Raw genomic sequence first — 16,570 nt, 5'->3', positions numbered from 1 at the left:
TCTTCCGGTGCCAGGGGCTGGCCTGTCCGCGGGCCATCCCCTAAGGTCCGTCCCATGGACATCATCCTGGTTCCGGGTTTCTGGCTGGACGCATCATCCTGGTCGGGGGTCACTCCCGCCCTAAAAGCGGCCGGGCATACCGTGCATCCGCTGACCCTGCCCGGATTGGAGTCCGTCGAGGCAGACCGCAGCGGCATCGGCCTGCAGGACCACATCGACGCCGTGGTGCAGGCCATTGACGGCCTGGACCGCCCGGTGGTGCTGGTTGGCCATTCCGGCGGTGGCGGTATCGCCTACGGCGCAGTCGATGCCCGGCCGGACCGCGTGCTGCGCACCATCTATGTGGATGCCGGTCCGCTCGGCGAGGGCGCGGCGATCAATGACGGGCTGCCTGTTACCGGTGGAGAGGTACCGCTGCCGGACTGGGATGCCTTCGACGATGCGGACCTCATCGGGCTGACAGAGCCGTTGAAGGAGCAGTTTCGGGCCATATCGCGGCCCGAGCCGGCTGCTGTCACCCGCGACCGCCAGCAACTCTCCAATGAACGGCGCTGGGATGTTCCGGCTACCGTGATTGCCTGCGAGTTTCCGGCGTCGGTCCTTCAACAGTTGATCGAGGACGGGCATCCGTACGTGAGTGAACTTGCCCGGATCAGCGACGTTGACTTCGTTGACCTGCCCACCGGGCACTGGCCGCAGTTCACCCGCCCGGCGGAGCTGGCGCAGCTCATCCTGGTCGCCGTGGACGCCAGCGGTCCGGCTTAGCCGCCATCAGTCTTTGCCCTCGTCGTCCTCCTGGTGTTCTGCTGCCGGGATTTCCGTGAGCAGCATGGTGCCTCCCTGGTAAACCACCCGCCATTCGAACCGCTGTTTCCAGCTCCCGCGGGTGACCAGCCGGTCCCATCCCAGACCGTAGGGAACGTACCACTCCAACTGCCAGCCGGCGCGGAGCCCTGCCAGCGCTGATTCCACCTCCGGAAACGCTTTGTGCCGTGCCGCCTCCTCGCGCCTGCGGAAGAAGGATTCCGGAATCCAGAGCGCGAATCCGAGCAGGAAGCAGACCACGAGCAGGTATCCCGCTGCTTCTCCGATCAGCGGTGGAAGCAGCCCGCTCAGGAGCACCAGCAGAATGGCCGGGAGCAGCGGCACCCAACTGGCGAGCATGAGCACCTGGGCCGTCATCCTCCGTCGCCGTGCCCGGGCCATCCGTGCGACGGCGGGACCGGTGACCTCCAAGGAACGAAGGGTGCCGCTGTCCATAATCCCCCTGTACGCGTGCTTGTTGCTGCAACCATCATCCTGCAGGCCGTCCTAAGAAACGCGGAAATCAGGATCCGGGCGTGTATGGCAGCAGTTCCGCCGGTTTTCCTCGCGCATTTAGCCGGGAGCCGAACGGGCCGGAGGTGAGCCCCGCCTGTCAGTGTGGTGGTGAACAATGGGTGCATGACGTCGGCAGGCAGAGTGCTCCAGAAGTTCACTCCCGCCACCCGGGACTGGTTCACGGGGGCATTCCCTGAGCCGACTGCTGCCCAGGTTGGCGCCTGGGATGCGATTTCGGGCGGTTCCAACGCGCTGGTGATCGCACCCACCGGCTCCGGCAAGACCCTGGCCGCGTTCCTCTGGTCCCTGGACCGGTTCATCGCCGACGCCGCTGCCCGGCCGGACGTGCCGGAAACGTCCGGAACCGGCCGGTCACGCGCCCCCAAACGCAAGACTAAGGTCCTCTACATCTCGCCGCTGAAGGCGCTCGGCGTGGACGTGGAGCGCAACCTCCGGGCACCCCTGATCGGCATCACCCAGACTGCCAAACGGCTGGGACTGCCGGCACCGTCCATCACGGTAGGGGTCCGCTCCGGAGACACCCCGCAGAATGAGCGCCGGGCCCTCCTCACGCGCCCGCCGGACATCCTGATCACCACCCCCGAATCCCTTTTCCTGATGCTCACCTCGCAGGCCCGGGAGACTCTCTCCGAAGTCGATACCGTCATCGTGGATGAAGTCCATGCCGTGGCCGGCACCAAACGCGGCGCGCACCTGGCCGTATCCCTGGCCCGGCTGGACGCCATGCTGGACAAACCGGTGCAGCGCATTGGCCTGTCCGCGACGGTCGAACCGCAGGAAACGGTGGCCCGCTTCCTGGGCGGCAACGCTCCGGTGAAGATCGTCGCGCCGGAATCGCGGAAGAACTGGAACCTCACCGTGACCGTCCCGGTGGAGGACATGACGGACCTCGGCGGCGCTCCGGCCCAAGACACCGTTGAAGGTGGATTCGCCCCTCAGGCCAGCATTTGGCCGCATGTGGAGGAGAAGATCGCCGACCTCATTGAGGCGAACCGCTCCACCATTGTCTTCGCCAATTCGCGGCGCCTGGCCGAAAGGCTCACCGCCCGGCTGAACGAGATCCATGCCTACCGCCTGGAAGCAGCACAGGCCGCGACCGGAACCGACGGCATGCCTGTTCCTGCAGTACCCGCCCGTCCGCCGGCGCAGCTGATGGCCCAGGCAGGTGTCTCCGTCCGCTCGCGCCAGGAGGACACAGCTGTCGACGACGACACACCGGTTTTGGCCCGCGCCCACCACGGGTCCGTTTCCAAGGACCAGCGGGCCATGATCGAGGACGACCTGAAATCCGGCCGCCTGCGGTGCGTGGTGGCCACGAGTTCCCTGGAACTGGGCATAGACATGGGTGCGGTGGACCTGGTGGTCCAGGTTGAGTCCCCGCCGTCTGTGGCCAGCGGGCTGCAGCGCGTGGGACGCGCCGGCCACCAGGTGGGGGAAATCTCCCAGGGCGTGATGTTCCCGAAGCACCGCGGAGACCTCCTCAATTCGGCAGTCACCGTGGAGCGGATGCTTGCCGGGCAGATTGAGCCCCTCTTTATCCCTGCCAACCCGCTGGACATCCTGGCGCAGCAGACGGTGGCTGCCACCGCCCTGGGGAGCATCGATGTGGAGGAATGGTTCGACGTCGTGCGCAGTTCCGCACCCTTCGCCGGCCTGCCGCGTTCCGCGTTCGATGCGACCCTGGACCTGCTCTCCGGCCGCTACCCCTCGGACGAATTCGCCGAGCTGCGGCCGCGCATCATCTGGGACCGGACGGAAAACACCATTACCGGCCGCCCGGGTGCCCAGCGCCTGGCTGTCACCTCCGGCGGGACGATCCCGGACCGCGGGCTCTTCGGCGTGTACCTGGTGGGGGACTCTGAGGGAAAGAACAGCCGCCGGGTCGGTGAACTCGACGAGGAGATGGTCTACGAATCCCGGGTCGGTGACGTTTTCGCACTCGGAGCCACCAGCTGGCGGATCGAGGACATCACCCATGACCGGGTCCTGGTCTCCCCCGCCTTCGGCCAGCCGGGCAAGCTCCCCTTCTGGCGCGGAGATTCCCAGGGCCGGCCGGTGGAACTGGGCCGTGCACTGGGCAAATTCGTCCGCGAAATGGCGGGTACTTCAGAGCCCGCCGCGCTGGAGCGGCTGGCCGCCGTCGGACTGGACGAGTGGGCCGCCGGAAACCTGGTTGCCTACCTCCGCGAGCAGCAGCAGGCCACTGATGTGGTGCCCAGCGACCGGACGCTGGTGATCGAACGTTTCCACGACGAACTGGGCGATTGGCGGGTTGTCCTGCACAGCCCGTTCGGCATGCCCGTCCACGCTCCGTGGGCGCTGGCGGTGGGCGCGCGGCTGCAGCAGCGCTACGGGCTGGACGGCTCCGCCATGGCCTCCGACGACGGCATTGTGCTCCGGGTACCGCTCATGGAGGACGAACCTCCGGGCGCGGAGCTGTTCCTGTTCGAACCGGACGAACTCGAGGCAATCGTCACGGCTGAAGTCGGCGGATCGGCGCTGTTCGCCTCCCGGTTCCGCGAGTGCGCGGCCCGCGCGCTGCTGCTGCCCCGGCAGAACCCGGCCAAGCGCACCCCGCTCTGGCAGCAGCGCCAGCGCTCCGCCCAGCTGCTCGATGTCGCCCGCAAGTTCCCGACGTTCCCGATCGTGCTGGAGACCGTGCGCGAGTGCCTGCAGGATGTCTACGACCTGCCCGCGCTGAAGGAAATCGCGGCCGCCGTCGAGCGCCGCGAGATTCGGCTGGTGGAAACCACCACGCCGCAGCCGTCCCCGTTCGCGCGGTCGCTGCTCTTCGGCTACGTCGGGGCCTTCCTCTATGAAGGCGACTCGCCGCTGGCCGAACGCCGGGCCGCCGCGCTCTCGCTGGACCCAACCCTGCTCAATGAGCTCCTCGGCCGGGCCGAACTGCGCGAGCTCCTGGACGCACGGATCATCGCGCAGACCGAAGCCGAACTCCAGCGGCTGGCACCGGACCGACGGGCCCGGGGCCTGGAAGGCGTCGCTGACCTGCTGCGCCTGCTGGGACCGCTCACGGCCGCGGAAGTTGCCGAACGGCTGGAACCCGCCGGTGGCGAAGGTTCCGAGCCCGCGACGGAGGACGACGCCGAGTCGTTGCTGCGCGAACTCGTCCGCGCCAACCGTGCCCTGCAGGCCGGGATCGCCGGGACCCAGCGCTATGCCGCGATCGAGGACGCTGCCCGGCTGCGTGATGCCCTGGGTGTTCCGCTGCCCATGGGGGTTCCCCTGGCCTTTGTTGAACCGGTACCTGATCCCCTGGGTGACCTGGTCGGGCGCTACGCACGCACCCACGGTCCCTTTACCGCCGCGGAGGCGGCCGCCCGGCTGGGACTTGGCGTCGCCGTCGTCACGGCAACACTGCAGCGGCTGGGCGGAGAGGGCCGGGTGGCGGAGGGCGAGTTCCGCCCCACGGAAGCGCAGGTGCTGGACGCGGCGTCGGGTGTGGACCAGTTCCCGCCGGCAGTGATCACGATGCCCGGAGCGCCGGCCGGCTCTGAATGGTGCGACGCCGAGGTGCTGCGCCGGCTGCGGCGTCGCTCCCTGGCAGCCCTGCGTTCCGACGTCGAACCCGTGGACCCGCCCACCTACGGGCGTTTCCTGCCGGTGTGGCAGAACGTGGGGTCCTCACTCAAGGGGCTCGACGGCGTCGCAACGGTGATCGACCAGCTCTCCGGGGTGCCGATTCCGGCGTCGGCGTGGGAGCCGCTGATTCTGGGATCACGTGTGCGTGACTATGCACCGTCGATGCTCGATGAACTTACCGCGACCGGCGAGGTGATTTGGTCCGGTACGGGATCACTGCCCGGAAATGACGGCTGGATCTCGCTGCATCTGGCGGAGAACGCGGCGCTGACCCTGAACCCTGATCCCGAGTTCGCCCCCTCTGACCTGCAGCGCCATCTCCTGGACCTGCTCTCCGGTTCCGGTGCCTACTTCTTCCGGCAGATCGCGGAGGCGGTGAACAGTACACCGCTGCAGGACGGCAGCTCCCTGCTGCCCGATTCCGAGATCATCACCGCGCTCTGGGAGCTGGTGTGGGCGGGCCGGATCACCAACGACACGTTCACGCCGGTGCGCTCCCTGCTCGCGGGCGGAAAAACAGCCCACAAGCAGCGGGCTTCGACGCCCCGGGCGCGCACCGCCCGGCTGGGACGGCTGGGCCGCACACCGCGGGGAACCCTGAGCAGCTCTTCGCTGCGGCTTGCCGGTGGGCAGAATCTGCCGGCACGCGGCCCGATGCCGCTGGTCGCCGGGCGCTGGAGCCTGCTGCCGGCGGTGGAAACAGACACCACGGTCCATGCCCATGCCACGGCCGAGCTGCTGATGGACCGGTACGGCATCCTCACCCGGGGTTCTGTTGCCAGCGAAGGTGTTCCCGGCGGGTTCGGGCTGCTGTACAAGGTGCTGGCCCGGCTCGAGGAAATGGGACGCTGCCGCCGCGGCTACTTCATTGAGCAGCTGGGTGCGGCGCAGTTCGCGGTTCCGGCAACCGTTGACCGGCTCCGCTCCTTCTCGCGGGAGAACCAGCTGGCGGTGCCCGACCCCCAGGCTGTGGCGCTGGCTGCCACAGACCCTGCAAACCCGTACGGCGCTGCCCTGCCATGGCCCTCCTCCGACGGCGGGCACCGTCCCGGCCGGAAGGCCGGTGCCCTGGTGGTGATGGTCGACGGCGAGCTGGTCCTTTACGTGGAGCGAGGCGGCAAGACCCTGCTCACCTACACGGACGACGCCGAGGCCCTGGTGCTCGCGGCCGCCGCCCTGGTGGGCATCATCCGGCGCGGCGCGGCGGAGAAGATGGCTGTGGAGAAGGCCAACGGCACAGATGTGCTGGACACCCCGGTGGCCACGGCGCTGATGGCTGCCGGGTTTTATTCGACGCCGAAGGGACTGCGCTACCGTGTTTGAGTTTTATGCCGGTCCGGAGGTGTGCAGTGCCTGAGGGGGATACCGTCTGGCGGGCAGCCCGTGACCTGCAGGCCGCCTTGGCAGGAGCCGAGCTGACCCGGACCGACTTCCGGGTTCCGCGGTTTGCGACGACGGACCTCAGCGGCCGCGTTGTCGAAGGGGTCGCCTCGCGCGGGAAGCACCTGCTCATCCGGATCGCTCCGGGTCCCGGCGATGATGAGGGCTGGACCGTCCATTCGCACTTAAAGATGGAAGGGCTCTGGCACATCTACAACCGCGGCGAACGCTGGCGCCGTCCGGCGTTCAAGGCGCGGGCTGTGCTGGAGACCGTTTCGCGGCAGGCGGTGGGGTTCGAGCTGGGCATCCTGCGTGTCTTGCCGCGCAGCGGAGAGGACGAGGCGGTCGGGTATCTGGGGCCGGACCTGCTGGGACCGGACTGGGATCCCGCGGAAGCCCTCCGGAGGCTGGAGGCCGTTCCGGAACGGCCGGTGGGGTTGGCGCTGCTCGACCAGCGGAACCTCGCCGGGATCGGCAACGTCTACCGCTGTGAGCTGTGTTTCCTGGTGGGGGTGCATCCACTGACTCCGGTGCGGGATGTACCTGACCTCCCCCGCCTGGTGGATCTTTCCAAGCGGCTGCTCGAAGCCAACAAGTCCCGCTCCCGCCGCATCACCACAGGACTTGCCGGCCGGGATCCGCTCTGGGTCTACAACCGTGAAAAGCGCGGCTGCCTGCGCTGCGGAACCAGGGTGGTCCACGAACTCGTCGGCGACAACGAACTCGAGCTGCGGGACCTGTACTACTGTCCGCGCTGCCAGCCGCCACCGGATCTCGGGGAGGCGGCCTCCGGCGCCGGTACCCTTGAAGGGTGATGCAATCCCCCCTTCCTGTACGAAACGGCGTCAATGCCACCCGGCTGCGCCTGCCCGGCGAAGGGCCGTGGGAGACCGCCATGGACTACGTCCTTGACCGCTTCGGGCACGTTGATCCGGACGGCATCATCGACCGTTTCGACCGGGGCGAGGTGGTGGGCCTGGGCGGAGCTGCTCTGACCCGCCGGACACCGCTGAGCGAACACACCTTCATTTGGTACTACCGCGAGCTGCCCCAGGAAGACCGCCTTCCGGTAGAAATCAGCATCCTGCACCAGGACGAGAACCTCCTGGTCGTGGACAAGCCACACTTCCTGCCCACGACTCCCGGCGGGATGTACGTCGCCGAATCCGCGCTGGTCCGGCTGAGGGTAGCCCTGGATATTCCAGACCTGATTCCCATGCACCGCCTGGACCGGATGACGGCCGGAGTGCTGCTGTTTTCCACCAACCCGGAAACCCGCGGCAAATACCAGGTCATGTTCGAGAAACGGCGCATCGAGAAGGAATACGAGGCCGTCGCTCCGGTTCGGGAGGACCTGGAGCTTCCGCTCACGGTGCGAAGCCGGATGATCAAGTCGCGCACCTACCTCCTGGCCCAGGAAGTGGCAGGCGAACCCAACGCCGAAACGCGGATCGAGCTGCTGGAAGAGTCCAACGGGCTCGGCCGCTACCGGCTGCTCCCGCACACGGGGAAGACCCACCAGCTTCGCGTGCACATGGCCTCATTGGGGATCGGCATCCTCAATGACCCGTTCTATCCCGTCCTCCTCGACCAGGCACCGGATGACTACACCCGCCCACTGCAGCTCCTGGCCCGCTCCGTGGAGTTCATGGATCCCCTGACACGGCAGACGGTCCAGTACCGCAGCGGCCTCTCGCTCGATGCCTTTCCGCCGGCGGCCGCAGCACCATAGCCGCTGCACCATAGCGCCGCGGGAAGCCTGGGGGAAGGCCTGACCTGCAAATAGACCCGCAAAAACCCTTCCGCGAACCTGCAGCCGCTGGCTAGGGTTGGGATTCGCATCGGGGCAGCGTCCCGGAACAGTCCACCGACTCAAAGGAACACGGCATGCTCCCCCGTCCAGCACGCCCCGCCGGAACCCCGCCGCCCCGCGTTGCCAGTGCCTTGGGGCCCGGCGCCGAAAAGCCGTTTGTTCCTCCGCTGGCGCCCGCGCCTCCGCCGGCCGCGCCGCCCACCATCCACACCGCGGCTGCGGCTGCGGGCACAGCCGGCCGGAGTGCGGTTCCGCGGCCGGCAAGAATCCCGGCATCCGCTGACGACGAGTTCACCCGTCTGCTTGCACACCCGCCAGCCGCCCTAGGAGAGGGACATCATCATCATCTGCGGGTCCCGTCCCGTGCCCGGTTCAACCCCCGGGTGTTCGCCGGTGCACTGTCGAGCACACTCTCCGGCAGTCCTGAAACTCTAGCCACGGCCCGGCGGATCACGGTCACGGCGGCAGTCACCGCCGCCTCGCCGGCCGCCTGGTTCCTGACCCGCTCGGCGAATGGCCTGCCCGTGCCGGCCCATGGCGCCGGGGATGTCCTCGATCCCTCCGGGTCATTTCTGGGGATGTTTGCGTGGGTGTGGATCCTCTGGGTACCCGTCTTTGCCGGCAGCGTTGCCTATGCCTGCTTCCAGTGGCTCCCGTCCCAGCGCGAAAACCCCCGCCACGCCTGGGCAGGACCGCTGACGGCAGCCGCCGTCGTGCTGGCCGTCCTGTGGCTGTGGGCGGTCCACACCGGAAATCCCGCCGCTGGGTTCGGGCTGGCGGGAGCACAGGTCGGCCTCGGACTCACTTCCATCCACCTGACTGCCTCGCGGCCCGCCGGGAGCCGCCAAGAACGGCTGTTCACCAACGGCCCGCTGGCGGTCTTCCTGGGGGTCTCCATCCTGGCGCTGCTGGCATGCCTGGGAAGCTGGCTGACGCAGCAGCAGGCCGACGCCGGAGGCTGGGGCGCAGAGGCCTGGACACTGATCGCACTGGTCTCGGTGGTTATCGGGGTGACCACCATCTGCATGACGGACCGCGGCCAACTTGCCGTCGCCTGGAGCGTGGTCCTCGGACTGGCCGGAATGGGCCTGGCCCGGCTGCTGGAGGAGCCGGGCGCCGTGTGGCCCGCCGTCGGAGCCTTTTCAGCCGCGTTCCTGATCCTCGTGTCCGCCGGTTCACGCCGCCATCAGGTCGATCACGCGAGCAGGAGGGCGCAGCGCGAATGGCTCACAGCGGAAGCCAGCGCCCGCGCTGCCGCCGAAGAACCCGAAGCTGCTCACACTTAGCCACTTGTTCCACCGCGTGGCGCATGTTCATTGCCGCGCGGCGGGCCTGTGAATTTTCCACGCCGTACTCGTTGGCGGGGACCATGATCCGGAGGGTAATCCGGGGAACACCCGAGACGATGTCCAGCTGGTTGGCCTCCACATGGTGGCTCGCCTCCAGCGCCTCCACGGCGGCGTCCATCACCGCCTCCGGAGCATTTCCGGGGCGCAGCCCGAGGATGTTCAGCTGGACACGGAAGGAAGGCATCCTCCAACGTTAGCCGGGTGCGGCGGGAGGGCTTTGCCGCGTGCCCGCCCTTAGAGGGCCTCGTCATCGGGATTGAAGGAGGAGAGCGGGTCGCCGCCGGCATGGGCCGGATCGTCGCTGCCGTCATCCAGGGGATCTGCGGTCGGGTCTCCGAAGTCAACGTCGCGGGCTGCCTCGCCAATGGTCGGTTCTTCGGGCGGAACCTGCGAGTCACCCTCTTCGTAGCGCTCTTCGCGCGTCTCGTCGCGCAGCGTCTGGTCCGACATTTCGCCGGGCTGGCCCGCCAGCGGTTCCTCGTTGACCAGGGGGTCATCCTGCCAGGCATCGGGGTTGTCTTCGGCAGCACCTGGATAGGTCAGGTCCTCCGCGTCCATGAGCTCGTCTTCGTCCAGGAGCTCCTCGCCGGATACGACGCTCAGCTCATCAGGTGTTACCACCTCAGCCAGATCATCGGCCAGGGCAGGGTTGTCGCTGTGGTCCGGGTTCTGTTCAGTCATCTGCAGCTTCACCTTTCGATCGGAACGTGCACCTCAAAACTAAGCCTACTGATTACTGACCGGGTGCACCACTTGGCCGCACCCGGCGGCCCTTAGCGCAGCGCCGAGACTCCGGTGATCTCACGTCCGGTGATCAGGGTGTTGATCTCGTAGGAACCCTCGTAGGTATAGATGGCCTCGGCGTCGGCGAAGATCTTGGCCATCCGGTAGTCGGTGACGATCCCGTTCCCGCCCAGCAGCCCCCGGCCCAGGGAGACGGTTTCCCGCATCAGCCTGCTCGCATAGGACTTGGCCAGTGCCGCGCGCGCCATATCCCCGCGGGTGTATCCACTCCCGGAGAGTCCGCCGTAGCCGCCCTGTTCCAGGTCGCTGACCCTGGCCAGCATCCCGGTTGAGGCCACGGTGTTGCCCAGCATCCGCACCAGCTGTTCCTGCACCAGCTGGAATCCCGCGAGCGGCCGGCCAAACTGCAGGCGTTCGACGGCGTAGGCACGGGCGACGTCGAACGCCGCCAGCTGCTGCCCTACGGCCTGCCACCCCACCATGATCCGTGAGCCGCGCAGCAGGTGCTTGGTGTCATCGAAACTGTCGATCCCGGCGAGCCGGTCCTCTTCGGCGACCCGGACCTCGGTGAGCTCGATGTCCGCATTCTGCACGGTGCGCAGGGCCGTCTTGTTCTCGATGCGGCTGCGCTTGATTCCCGGCAGGGAGGCATCCAGCAGGAACCCCCGCACCTCCCCGGTTGCCGGTTCCCTGGCCCAGAGCAGCATCCAGTCGCAGAACGTGCCGTTGCCGATCCAGCGCTTGGTCCCGTTCAGGACCCAGGTGCCGCCGTCGCGCACCGCCGTGGTGGCCATGCCGCCGGCGACGTCGGAGCCGTGGTCCGGTTCCGTCAGTGCGAAAGCCCCGGTGATCTTCAGGGCCTGCGCATCCGCGAGGAGCCGCGAGCGCTGCTCCTCGGATCCGAAGGCGTGCAGGCCTTCCACAAACAGGTCGTGGTGCACCATGAAGAAGGTGGCGATGGACGTATCGGCGCGTGTCATCTCGGCAATCACCAGGCCGGCGAAGAGCGGACTGTAGCCGCGCTGGACCGGGGTGGAAAGTCCCAGCGAGGCGAGCCCGGGCAGCAGCTCAACCGGGAAGTGCGCTTCATTCCACCACCGTGTGGCGTGAGGGGTGACCTCGGCCGCCAGGAAGGCGCGCAGTTCAGCCAGTTTGGCGGCTTCCGCGTCGCTGAGCAGGTGTTCGAACTGGAGAAAGTCAGCGTCGGGGAGCATCTGCACGCCCTACTTCGGTCCCATCCGGATGGCCCCGTCCAGGCGGATGGTTTCCCCGTTCAGCATCGAATTGCCGATGATGTGTTCCACCAGCGAGGCGTACTCATCCGGCCGCCCCAGGCGCGAGGGATGCGGGATCTGCGCGGCGAGCGAGTCCTGCGCGTCCTGCGGCAGGCCCGCCACCATGGGTGTTTCAAAGATCCCCGGCGCGATTGTCACCACACGGACCAGGTGCCGGGCCAGCTCCCGGGCCAGCGGCAGGGTCATGGCAGCAACTCCGCCCTTGGACGCGGAGTAGGCCGGCTGGCCGATCTGCCCGTCGAAGGCCGCCACCGACGCCGTGTTGACGATGACGCCGCGCTCGGCTGTCCCGCCGTCGTCCGTCACCGGTTCTGTTTCCGCCATGGCGGCAGCGGCCAGCCGGGTGACATTGAAGGTGCCGACCAGGTTGACCTGGATGACCCGGGTGAAATCCTCCAGGGGCAGCACCCCGTTCCGGCCCAGGACCTTGCCCGGGGTGCCGATGCCGGCGCAGTTCACTGCCACGCGCAGCGGCGCAGCGGCCATGGCGGCCTCGACGGCGCCCTGCATCTGCTCCGGGTCCGTGACATCACCGGGCACGAAATGTGCGTTGTCCCCCAGCTCGCCGGCGTACGCCAGCCCGCCGGACTGCGGCAGGTCCACCAGGACCACCTCGGCACCGGCGTCGAGCAACCGGCGTGCAGTGGCCCGCCCCAACCCCGAAGCTGCTCCTGTGACTAGGGCCGAAGCGCCGGATAACTGCATTTGTCCTCCTGGGATGGTGGGGGCGGGTCTGTACGCGGTCCACTGAGCCTACTGTGACCGGGGGCACACCGCATCCCGGCGCGTGGGGATCGGATGTCCCGGCACGGTGTCCGTGCGTCCGCGCCGGGTCTAGGGTGGTTCGCATGCCATCCCCACACATGCTCCGGTCCGCGGAGCTGAGAGCCGACACGGCAGCCCACATGGTGACCACTGCGTTTGGCGGCAGGCTGTTCGGCATTCCCGGCACGCATCTTGCCGCCGTCCGCGCACCCCAGCCGCTGCCGCGCGGATCATCACCGTGGCATTACTGGTGGCAGGCGCACTATGCCGATCTCCTGGTGGATACCGGCCTGCGCAACCGCACCCGGCTGGCCGATATGGACCCGATTGACCTGGCGGACACCTTGGTCCGCACCATCCGCCTGCGCAACTACGGCCGCTGGACCAACCACTTCTATGACGACATGGCCTGGCTGGTGCTCGCTGCCCTGCGTCTGGATTCCCTGCCCGGTCCCCCGCGCGGGCCCAAGCCGCGCCACCAGCGGCTCCGGGACACCCTCGGCTCGGCGCTGCGGTCTGCGCACACACCGGAATTCGGCGGCGGTCTTTATTGGAACCGCAGCCGCAACTTCAAGAACACTCCCGCAACGGCTCCGGCGGCACTGTACTTTGCGCGCAGCGGAGACCGGGAACGCGCCCAGAACCTCATCGACTGGCTGGGCAAGACCCTGCTGGACCAGGACACCGGGCTCTATTTCGACGGCGTCCGGCGTTCCGGCGGGCAGGTGAGCGTCGAAACTGCCTTGTATACCTACAACCAGGGTCCCGTTCTCGGTGCACTGCTGGAACTGGGCGGGGCCGCGAACCTGGAGCGGGCGGCGGACCTGGTCCGTGGGACTGCGGCGCATCTGGCCCAGGACGACGGCGGCGGCCCGGTACTGCGCACCCACAACAGCGGGGACGGCGGACTCTTCACGGGAATCCTCTGCCGGTATCTCGCAGAGGCAGCGGCGGCGCCGACGCTGGATGAATCGGCACGGCAGCTCGCGGGCAGCCTAGTCACCACGTTGGCGGAGCGGCTGTGGCAGGGCCGTGCCACCCGCAACGGGCTGCCCGTTTTTTCGCCTGATCCGCGCAAATCCGCTGATGAAAGCTATCCCCCGGGGGGCGCCGTCGAACTTTCCACGCAGCTGCAGGCCTGGATGGTCATGGAGGCCGCCGTCCGTGTGGTGCGCGTGGAAGCGGTCCGGGGAGTTCGGGAAGAAAGCTAAGGCCTGCCTGCTTTCCGGGGGTGCTGGGAAGCGGCGGCAACCGGGTCCAGGTCTGCGAGCTTCAGCAGGTGCCGGGGGTGATCAGGGAGCGGGAACGAGCGCTCGACCGCGAGGTTCCGGCCGACCCTCAGCACCTCTCCGGAGTCCATCAACCGCCAGTTCGGGTTCTTATCCATCCGCTCCGTCGCGATCATGACCGAGGGCCTGTTTTCCTGCTCCAACTCGTCGCTCTTCACGCTGATCCGTGACGAACGCTTGGCCTCGTGCGGGCCATCTCCGCTTTCCTGCAGCACGTACAAGGGGTGGGTATCCGGATACCGCACCGCATACAGTTCCTCCGGCGTGGTGATGACCAGGTTCACGGCGTACAAGTGCAGGTTCTCCGCAATCCACGTCAGGGCCCTGGCAATCGCCTGGCCCATGTCTCCGCCGTTCTCCCGGGCGATCCCGGTGATCAGGGCGAAGACCCGTTCGCTGTCAGTCTGGCCCTGCACGAGGTCCATCACCTCAAGCTGGCGGAGCCGGTCATCCAGTGCGCCGAGGTCCTGAACCACTCCGTTGTGCGCCAGCAGCCGGTTGTCCTGCAGGAAGGGGTGCGTGTTGACCAGCGCGGCTCCTCCCGTGCTGGCGTAGCGGACATGCGCTACGAACGTTTCGGCTTTAAGCGTGCGGGCTGCCGACGCATAGGCCGCATCCTCGTAGGCTGCGATGGGCGCCTTGTCCACCACGGGCTTTTTCCCTTGGAACACCCCGATCCCAAAGCCGTCGGCCATCCGGCGGCTCTGCTCAGCCAGGCTGTCCGGGGCAGTAAGCAGCCAGAAAGTTGCCGTCACCGGGGAAAGGCCTGCATGCATTCCAAATAGCCGGCACATGGTGGACTCCTAGTCGGGAAACTGCTTCTGCGGATAGAACGTTTCACGGCGGCCCAGCATCTGCACAAAACGGGCGATGTTGCGTTCCCGCGCTTCGCGGGTCTTGAGCATGCCCAGCCGGTAGCCCAGCGCAAACCGGTTCTGGGAGGAAAGGACGTCAAACATGGCCTGCGCCTGCGCGTCTTGGGCGATGGCTTCCAGGAGATCTGCGGGAATCTCCATGCTGGCGGGGCCGGCATAGGCTGCATCCCAGCGCCCGTCTGCCTTCGCCGATTCCACGGCGTCGCGCCCGGCCGGGTGCATCCGTCCCGCTGCCTCGAGCCGCCCGATGTGCCCCACATTGCGCAGGGACCACATGCTCTTCGGCCCCCGCCGCGTGTAGCGCTGCCGGTAGCTTTCGGCGTCCCGGCGGGCCGCCTGCCCGTCGATCCAGCCGAAGCACAGCGCCTCGTCGAGCGCGCTCTGATAGGTCAGGGCCGTGACGTTTCCGCCCCGCTTGCCTATGACCAGCCAGACCCCTGCCGAAAGGAGATGGTGTTCTTCCAGCCATTCCCGCCACGCCGCAGCATCCGGAAGCAACAGTTCCGGCAGCTCTGTCTTCATGCGCTTAAGCGTAGGCTCCGCGTTTAGCAGCCGGAAGGTCAGGGACCATTCAGCCCTTGGCCGAAGCCGAGCGCGTCAAATGACTAGTACTCCCGCTTTGGGGTAGAACACTCCTATGAACGTTCGCACTCCTGACCCGTATCCCGGCTGGCTTTCGGAGGAGGACCTGCACGAAGCACGGCAGCGGCTCCCGATGGTCTACGTCGAGGCCGTCCCGGTCCGGTGCGATCCGCTGGGCTACGTCACCGAAGTGGGACTGCTGCTCCAGGCCACACCGGAAGGCCGGATGGTGCGCTCCTTCGTTTCGGGGCGCGTGATGTACCGCGAAACCATCCGCGCGGCGCTGCTGCGGCATTTGGAGAAGGACCTCGGACCGCTGGCACTGCCCCAGCTGCCGCCCAGCCTGGTTCCGTTCACCGTCGCCGAGTACTTCCCCTCCCCCTCCCAGACCGGGCTGACCGACGAACGCCAGCACGCCGTCGCGCTGGCGTACCTCATCCCGGTGACCGGCGAATGTGATCCCCGCCAGGACGCCCTGGAGCTGTCCTGGCTGACTCCGGAAGAAGCCCTGAGCCCTGCCGTCTACTCAGAGTTCGCCGGCGGGCGCGGAGACCTGCTGCGCCAGGCCCTGGCCTCAGCGGGCTGGGGACGCTAGGGCGTTACCAAGTCTTTATATACTTTTGGTCCGAGTGTCCTAACGCGAAGGAACAGCCATGCCAGAGAGTGCGCCGGAGATCTATGCCTTCCGGGTCAATGCCGAGCTCCTCGTCCCCGGACAGAGGCTGGTCCTGGATGAGCTGACTCTGGCACCGCTGGCGTCTGTCCGGGTCGAAGAGGATGACCTTGGCACCCCGGCACTGGTTGTCGCCGAGCTGGAGGACGGGGAATCGCTGCGTATCGCGTACGGTTCGGCCGTCCGTGTCGCCGCACCGGCTCCGGAAAAGAATGCTTCCGAAGCAATCCGCAGCATCCCAACGGATGAGGAGACCTACGCCGCCGTCCTGGCGGCTGCCGAGGCCGCCCACCCGGAGGACCGGGCAGTGAAGGAACTGGTCACCCGGCTGGCCCGCGGACTGAACGTCAAGGCCGGCAGCAACCTGCAGGACGTCCGGGACCTGGCCCACACCCTGTACGTGGATCTCGGTGATGCGGAGAACGCCTTGGCGGTCTGCGGCCTGATCACGGGCCTGGGCTTTGACGGCAACTACGGGCGCTGGAATTGGATCCAGGGGGCGCTGGCGCTGGCCGCACAGATCACCCATGAGGCCGGCGACTCCGACGCGTCGGCGGCCTTCGCGCAGGCAGTCCGCGCCGGAGACCACGCGGAGTCGGATCCGCTTAAGGCCAAGCTCTCCGCGGAACTGCTGCAGCGGCAGCTGAACGAACCCAACCTCTACGACCGGGAAGTGCAGCGGGCCGCTGAGTCCGGCGACGAGCACAGCGAACGCGATTGGCGGATCCTGCGCCTGAACACTTTGCTGTACCTGCGCGCCCACGGCGGCTCACAGGCCTATACCGACGCCGAACTCCAGCGCCGGATCCGTACCGAGCTCAGTGCCATCCGGGGCCTGAACCTGGACCTCTAACCGAAGGACCC

Annotated in this window: 15 protein-coding genes; 8 read left to right on the top strand and 7 right to left on the bottom strand. The window is 67.6% G+C overall.

Annotated features, from left to right (window positions below; all coding sequences use genetic code 11):
* The first annotated feature begins 54 nt into the window (after positions 1 to 54).
* The gene (locus NF551_RS01785) at positions 55 to 765 is read left to right on the top strand and encodes an alpha/beta fold hydrolase (protein WP_227896234.1); all 711 of its coding nucleotides are present in this window, start codon (positions 55 to 57) and stop codon (positions 763 to 765) included.
* Positions 766 to 771: 6 nt separating this feature from the next.
* On the opposite strand, the gene NF551_RS01780 is transcribed toward NF551_RS01785, so the two are convergent.
* Positions 772 to 1,260, bottom strand: coding sequence for a hypothetical protein (locus NF551_RS01780; RefSeq protein WP_227896235.1), 489 nt, complete (start codon positions 1,258 to 1,260; stop codon positions 772 to 774).
* Positions 1,261 to 1,443: 183 nt separating this feature from the next.
* On the opposite strand from NF551_RS01780, the gene NF551_RS01775 reads away from it, so the two are divergent.
* The 4 genes from NF551_RS01775 to NF551_RS01760 all read left to right on the top strand — a co-directional run bounded on the left by NF551_RS01775 (position 1,444) and on the right by NF551_RS01760 (position 9,420).
* A complete protein-coding gene (locus NF551_RS01775; protein WP_227896236.1) occupies positions 1,444 to 6,264 on the top strand; it encodes an ATP-dependent helicase in 4,821 nt (1,606 codons plus the stop codon).
* Between the two features lie 26 nt (positions 6,265 to 6,290).
* Complete coding sequence (locus NF551_RS01770; RefSeq protein WP_227896237.1) at positions 6,291 to 7,136, top strand: DNA-formamidopyrimidine glycosylase family protein; 846 nt, start codon at positions 6,291 to 6,293, stop codon at positions 7,134 to 7,136.
* Entirely contained in the window at positions 7,136 to 8,053 is a 918-nt protein-coding gene (locus tag NF551_RS01765) for an RluA family pseudouridine synthase (RefSeq protein WP_227896355.1), read from the top strand. The genes NF551_RS01770 and NF551_RS01765 overlap by 1 nt, the downstream gene beginning before the upstream one ends.
* A gap of 155 nt (positions 8,054 to 8,208) precedes the next feature.
* Positions 8,209 to 9,420: a TspO-related membrane protein gene (locus NF551_RS01760; RefSeq protein WP_227896238.1), complete on the top strand. Its 1,212-nt coding sequence runs from the start codon at positions 8,209 to 8,211 to the stop codon at positions 9,418 to 9,420.
* Here the strand turns inward: NF551_RS01760 and NF551_RS01755 are convergent.
* The 4 genes from NF551_RS01755 to NF551_RS01740 form a co-directional block, all read right to left on the bottom strand.
* Entirely contained in the window at positions 9,362 to 9,667 is a 306-nt protein-coding gene (locus NF551_RS01755; protein ID WP_227896239.1) for a hypothetical protein, read from the bottom strand. The two genes, NF551_RS01760 and NF551_RS01755, sit on opposite strands and share 59 nt — an antisense overlap.
* 50 nt (positions 9,668 to 9,717) lie before the next feature.
* Positions 9,718 to 10,164: a hypothetical protein gene (locus NF551_RS01750; protein WP_227896240.1), complete on the bottom strand. Its 447-nt coding sequence runs from the start codon at positions 10,162 to 10,164 to the stop codon at positions 9,718 to 9,720.
* Positions 10,165 to 10,256: 92 nt separating this feature from the next.
* Positions 10,257 to 11,441: an acyl-CoA dehydrogenase family protein gene (locus NF551_RS01745; RefSeq protein WP_227896356.1), complete on the bottom strand. Its 1,185-nt coding sequence runs from the start codon at positions 11,439 to 11,441 to the stop codon at positions 10,257 to 10,259.
* Positions 11,442 to 11,450: 9 nt separating this feature from the next.
* On the bottom strand, positions 11,451 to 12,227 hold the full coding sequence (locus tag NF551_RS01740; RefSeq protein ID WP_227896241.1) for an SDR family NAD(P)-dependent oxidoreductase: 777 nt from the start codon (positions 12,225 to 12,227) through the stop codon (positions 11,451 to 11,453).
* 143 nt (positions 12,228 to 12,370) lie between these two features.
* Between NF551_RS01740 and NF551_RS01735 the strand changes: the two genes are divergently transcribed.
* Positions 12,371 to 13,498, top strand: a complete 1,128-nt coding sequence (locus NF551_RS01735; RefSeq protein WP_227896242.1) for a glycoside hydrolase family 76 protein — start codon at positions 12,371 to 12,373, stop codon at positions 13,496 to 13,498.
* Here NF551_RS01735 and NF551_RS01730 read toward each other — a convergent pair.
* Positions 13,495 to 14,370 carry a class II glutamine amidotransferase gene (locus NF551_RS01730; protein WP_227896243.1) on the bottom strand — a complete coding sequence of 292 codons (876 nt, stop codon included), beginning with the start codon at positions 14,368 to 14,370 and terminating at the stop codon, positions 13,495 to 13,497. The genes NF551_RS01735 and NF551_RS01730 overlap by 4 nt on opposite strands.
* 9 nt (positions 14,371 to 14,379) lie before the next feature.
* Positions 14,380 to 14,973 carry a YdeI/OmpD-associated family protein gene (locus tag NF551_RS01725; protein ID WP_227896244.1) on the bottom strand — a complete coding sequence of 198 codons (594 nt, stop codon included), beginning with the start codon at positions 14,971 to 14,973 and terminating at the stop codon, positions 14,380 to 14,382.
* Between the two features lie 115 nt (positions 14,974 to 15,088).
* Here NF551_RS01725 and NF551_RS01720 point away from each other — a divergent pair, with 115 nt between their 5' ends.
* Positions 15,089 to 15,628, top strand: a complete 540-nt coding sequence (locus tag NF551_RS01720) for an NUDIX hydrolase family protein (RefSeq protein ID WP_227896245.1) — start codon at positions 15,089 to 15,091, stop codon at positions 15,626 to 15,628.
* Positions 15,629 to 15,686: 58 nt separating this feature from the next.
* Positions 15,687 to 16,559 carry a DUF6707 family protein gene (locus tag NF551_RS01715; protein WP_227896246.1) on the top strand — a complete coding sequence of 291 codons (873 nt, stop codon included), beginning with the start codon at positions 15,687 to 15,689 and terminating at the stop codon, positions 16,557 to 16,559.
* Positions 16,560 to 16,570 lie beyond the last annotated feature (11 nt).

The organism is Arthrobacter caoxuetaonis (assembly GCF_023921125.1).
GTDB classification, from domain to species: Bacteria; Actinomycetota; Actinomycetes; order Actinomycetales; family Micrococcaceae; genus Arthrobacter_B; species Arthrobacter_B caoxuetaonis.
Note: the sequence above shows the minus strand (reverse complement) of the source record. Positions and strands in the feature narration are given on the sequence as shown.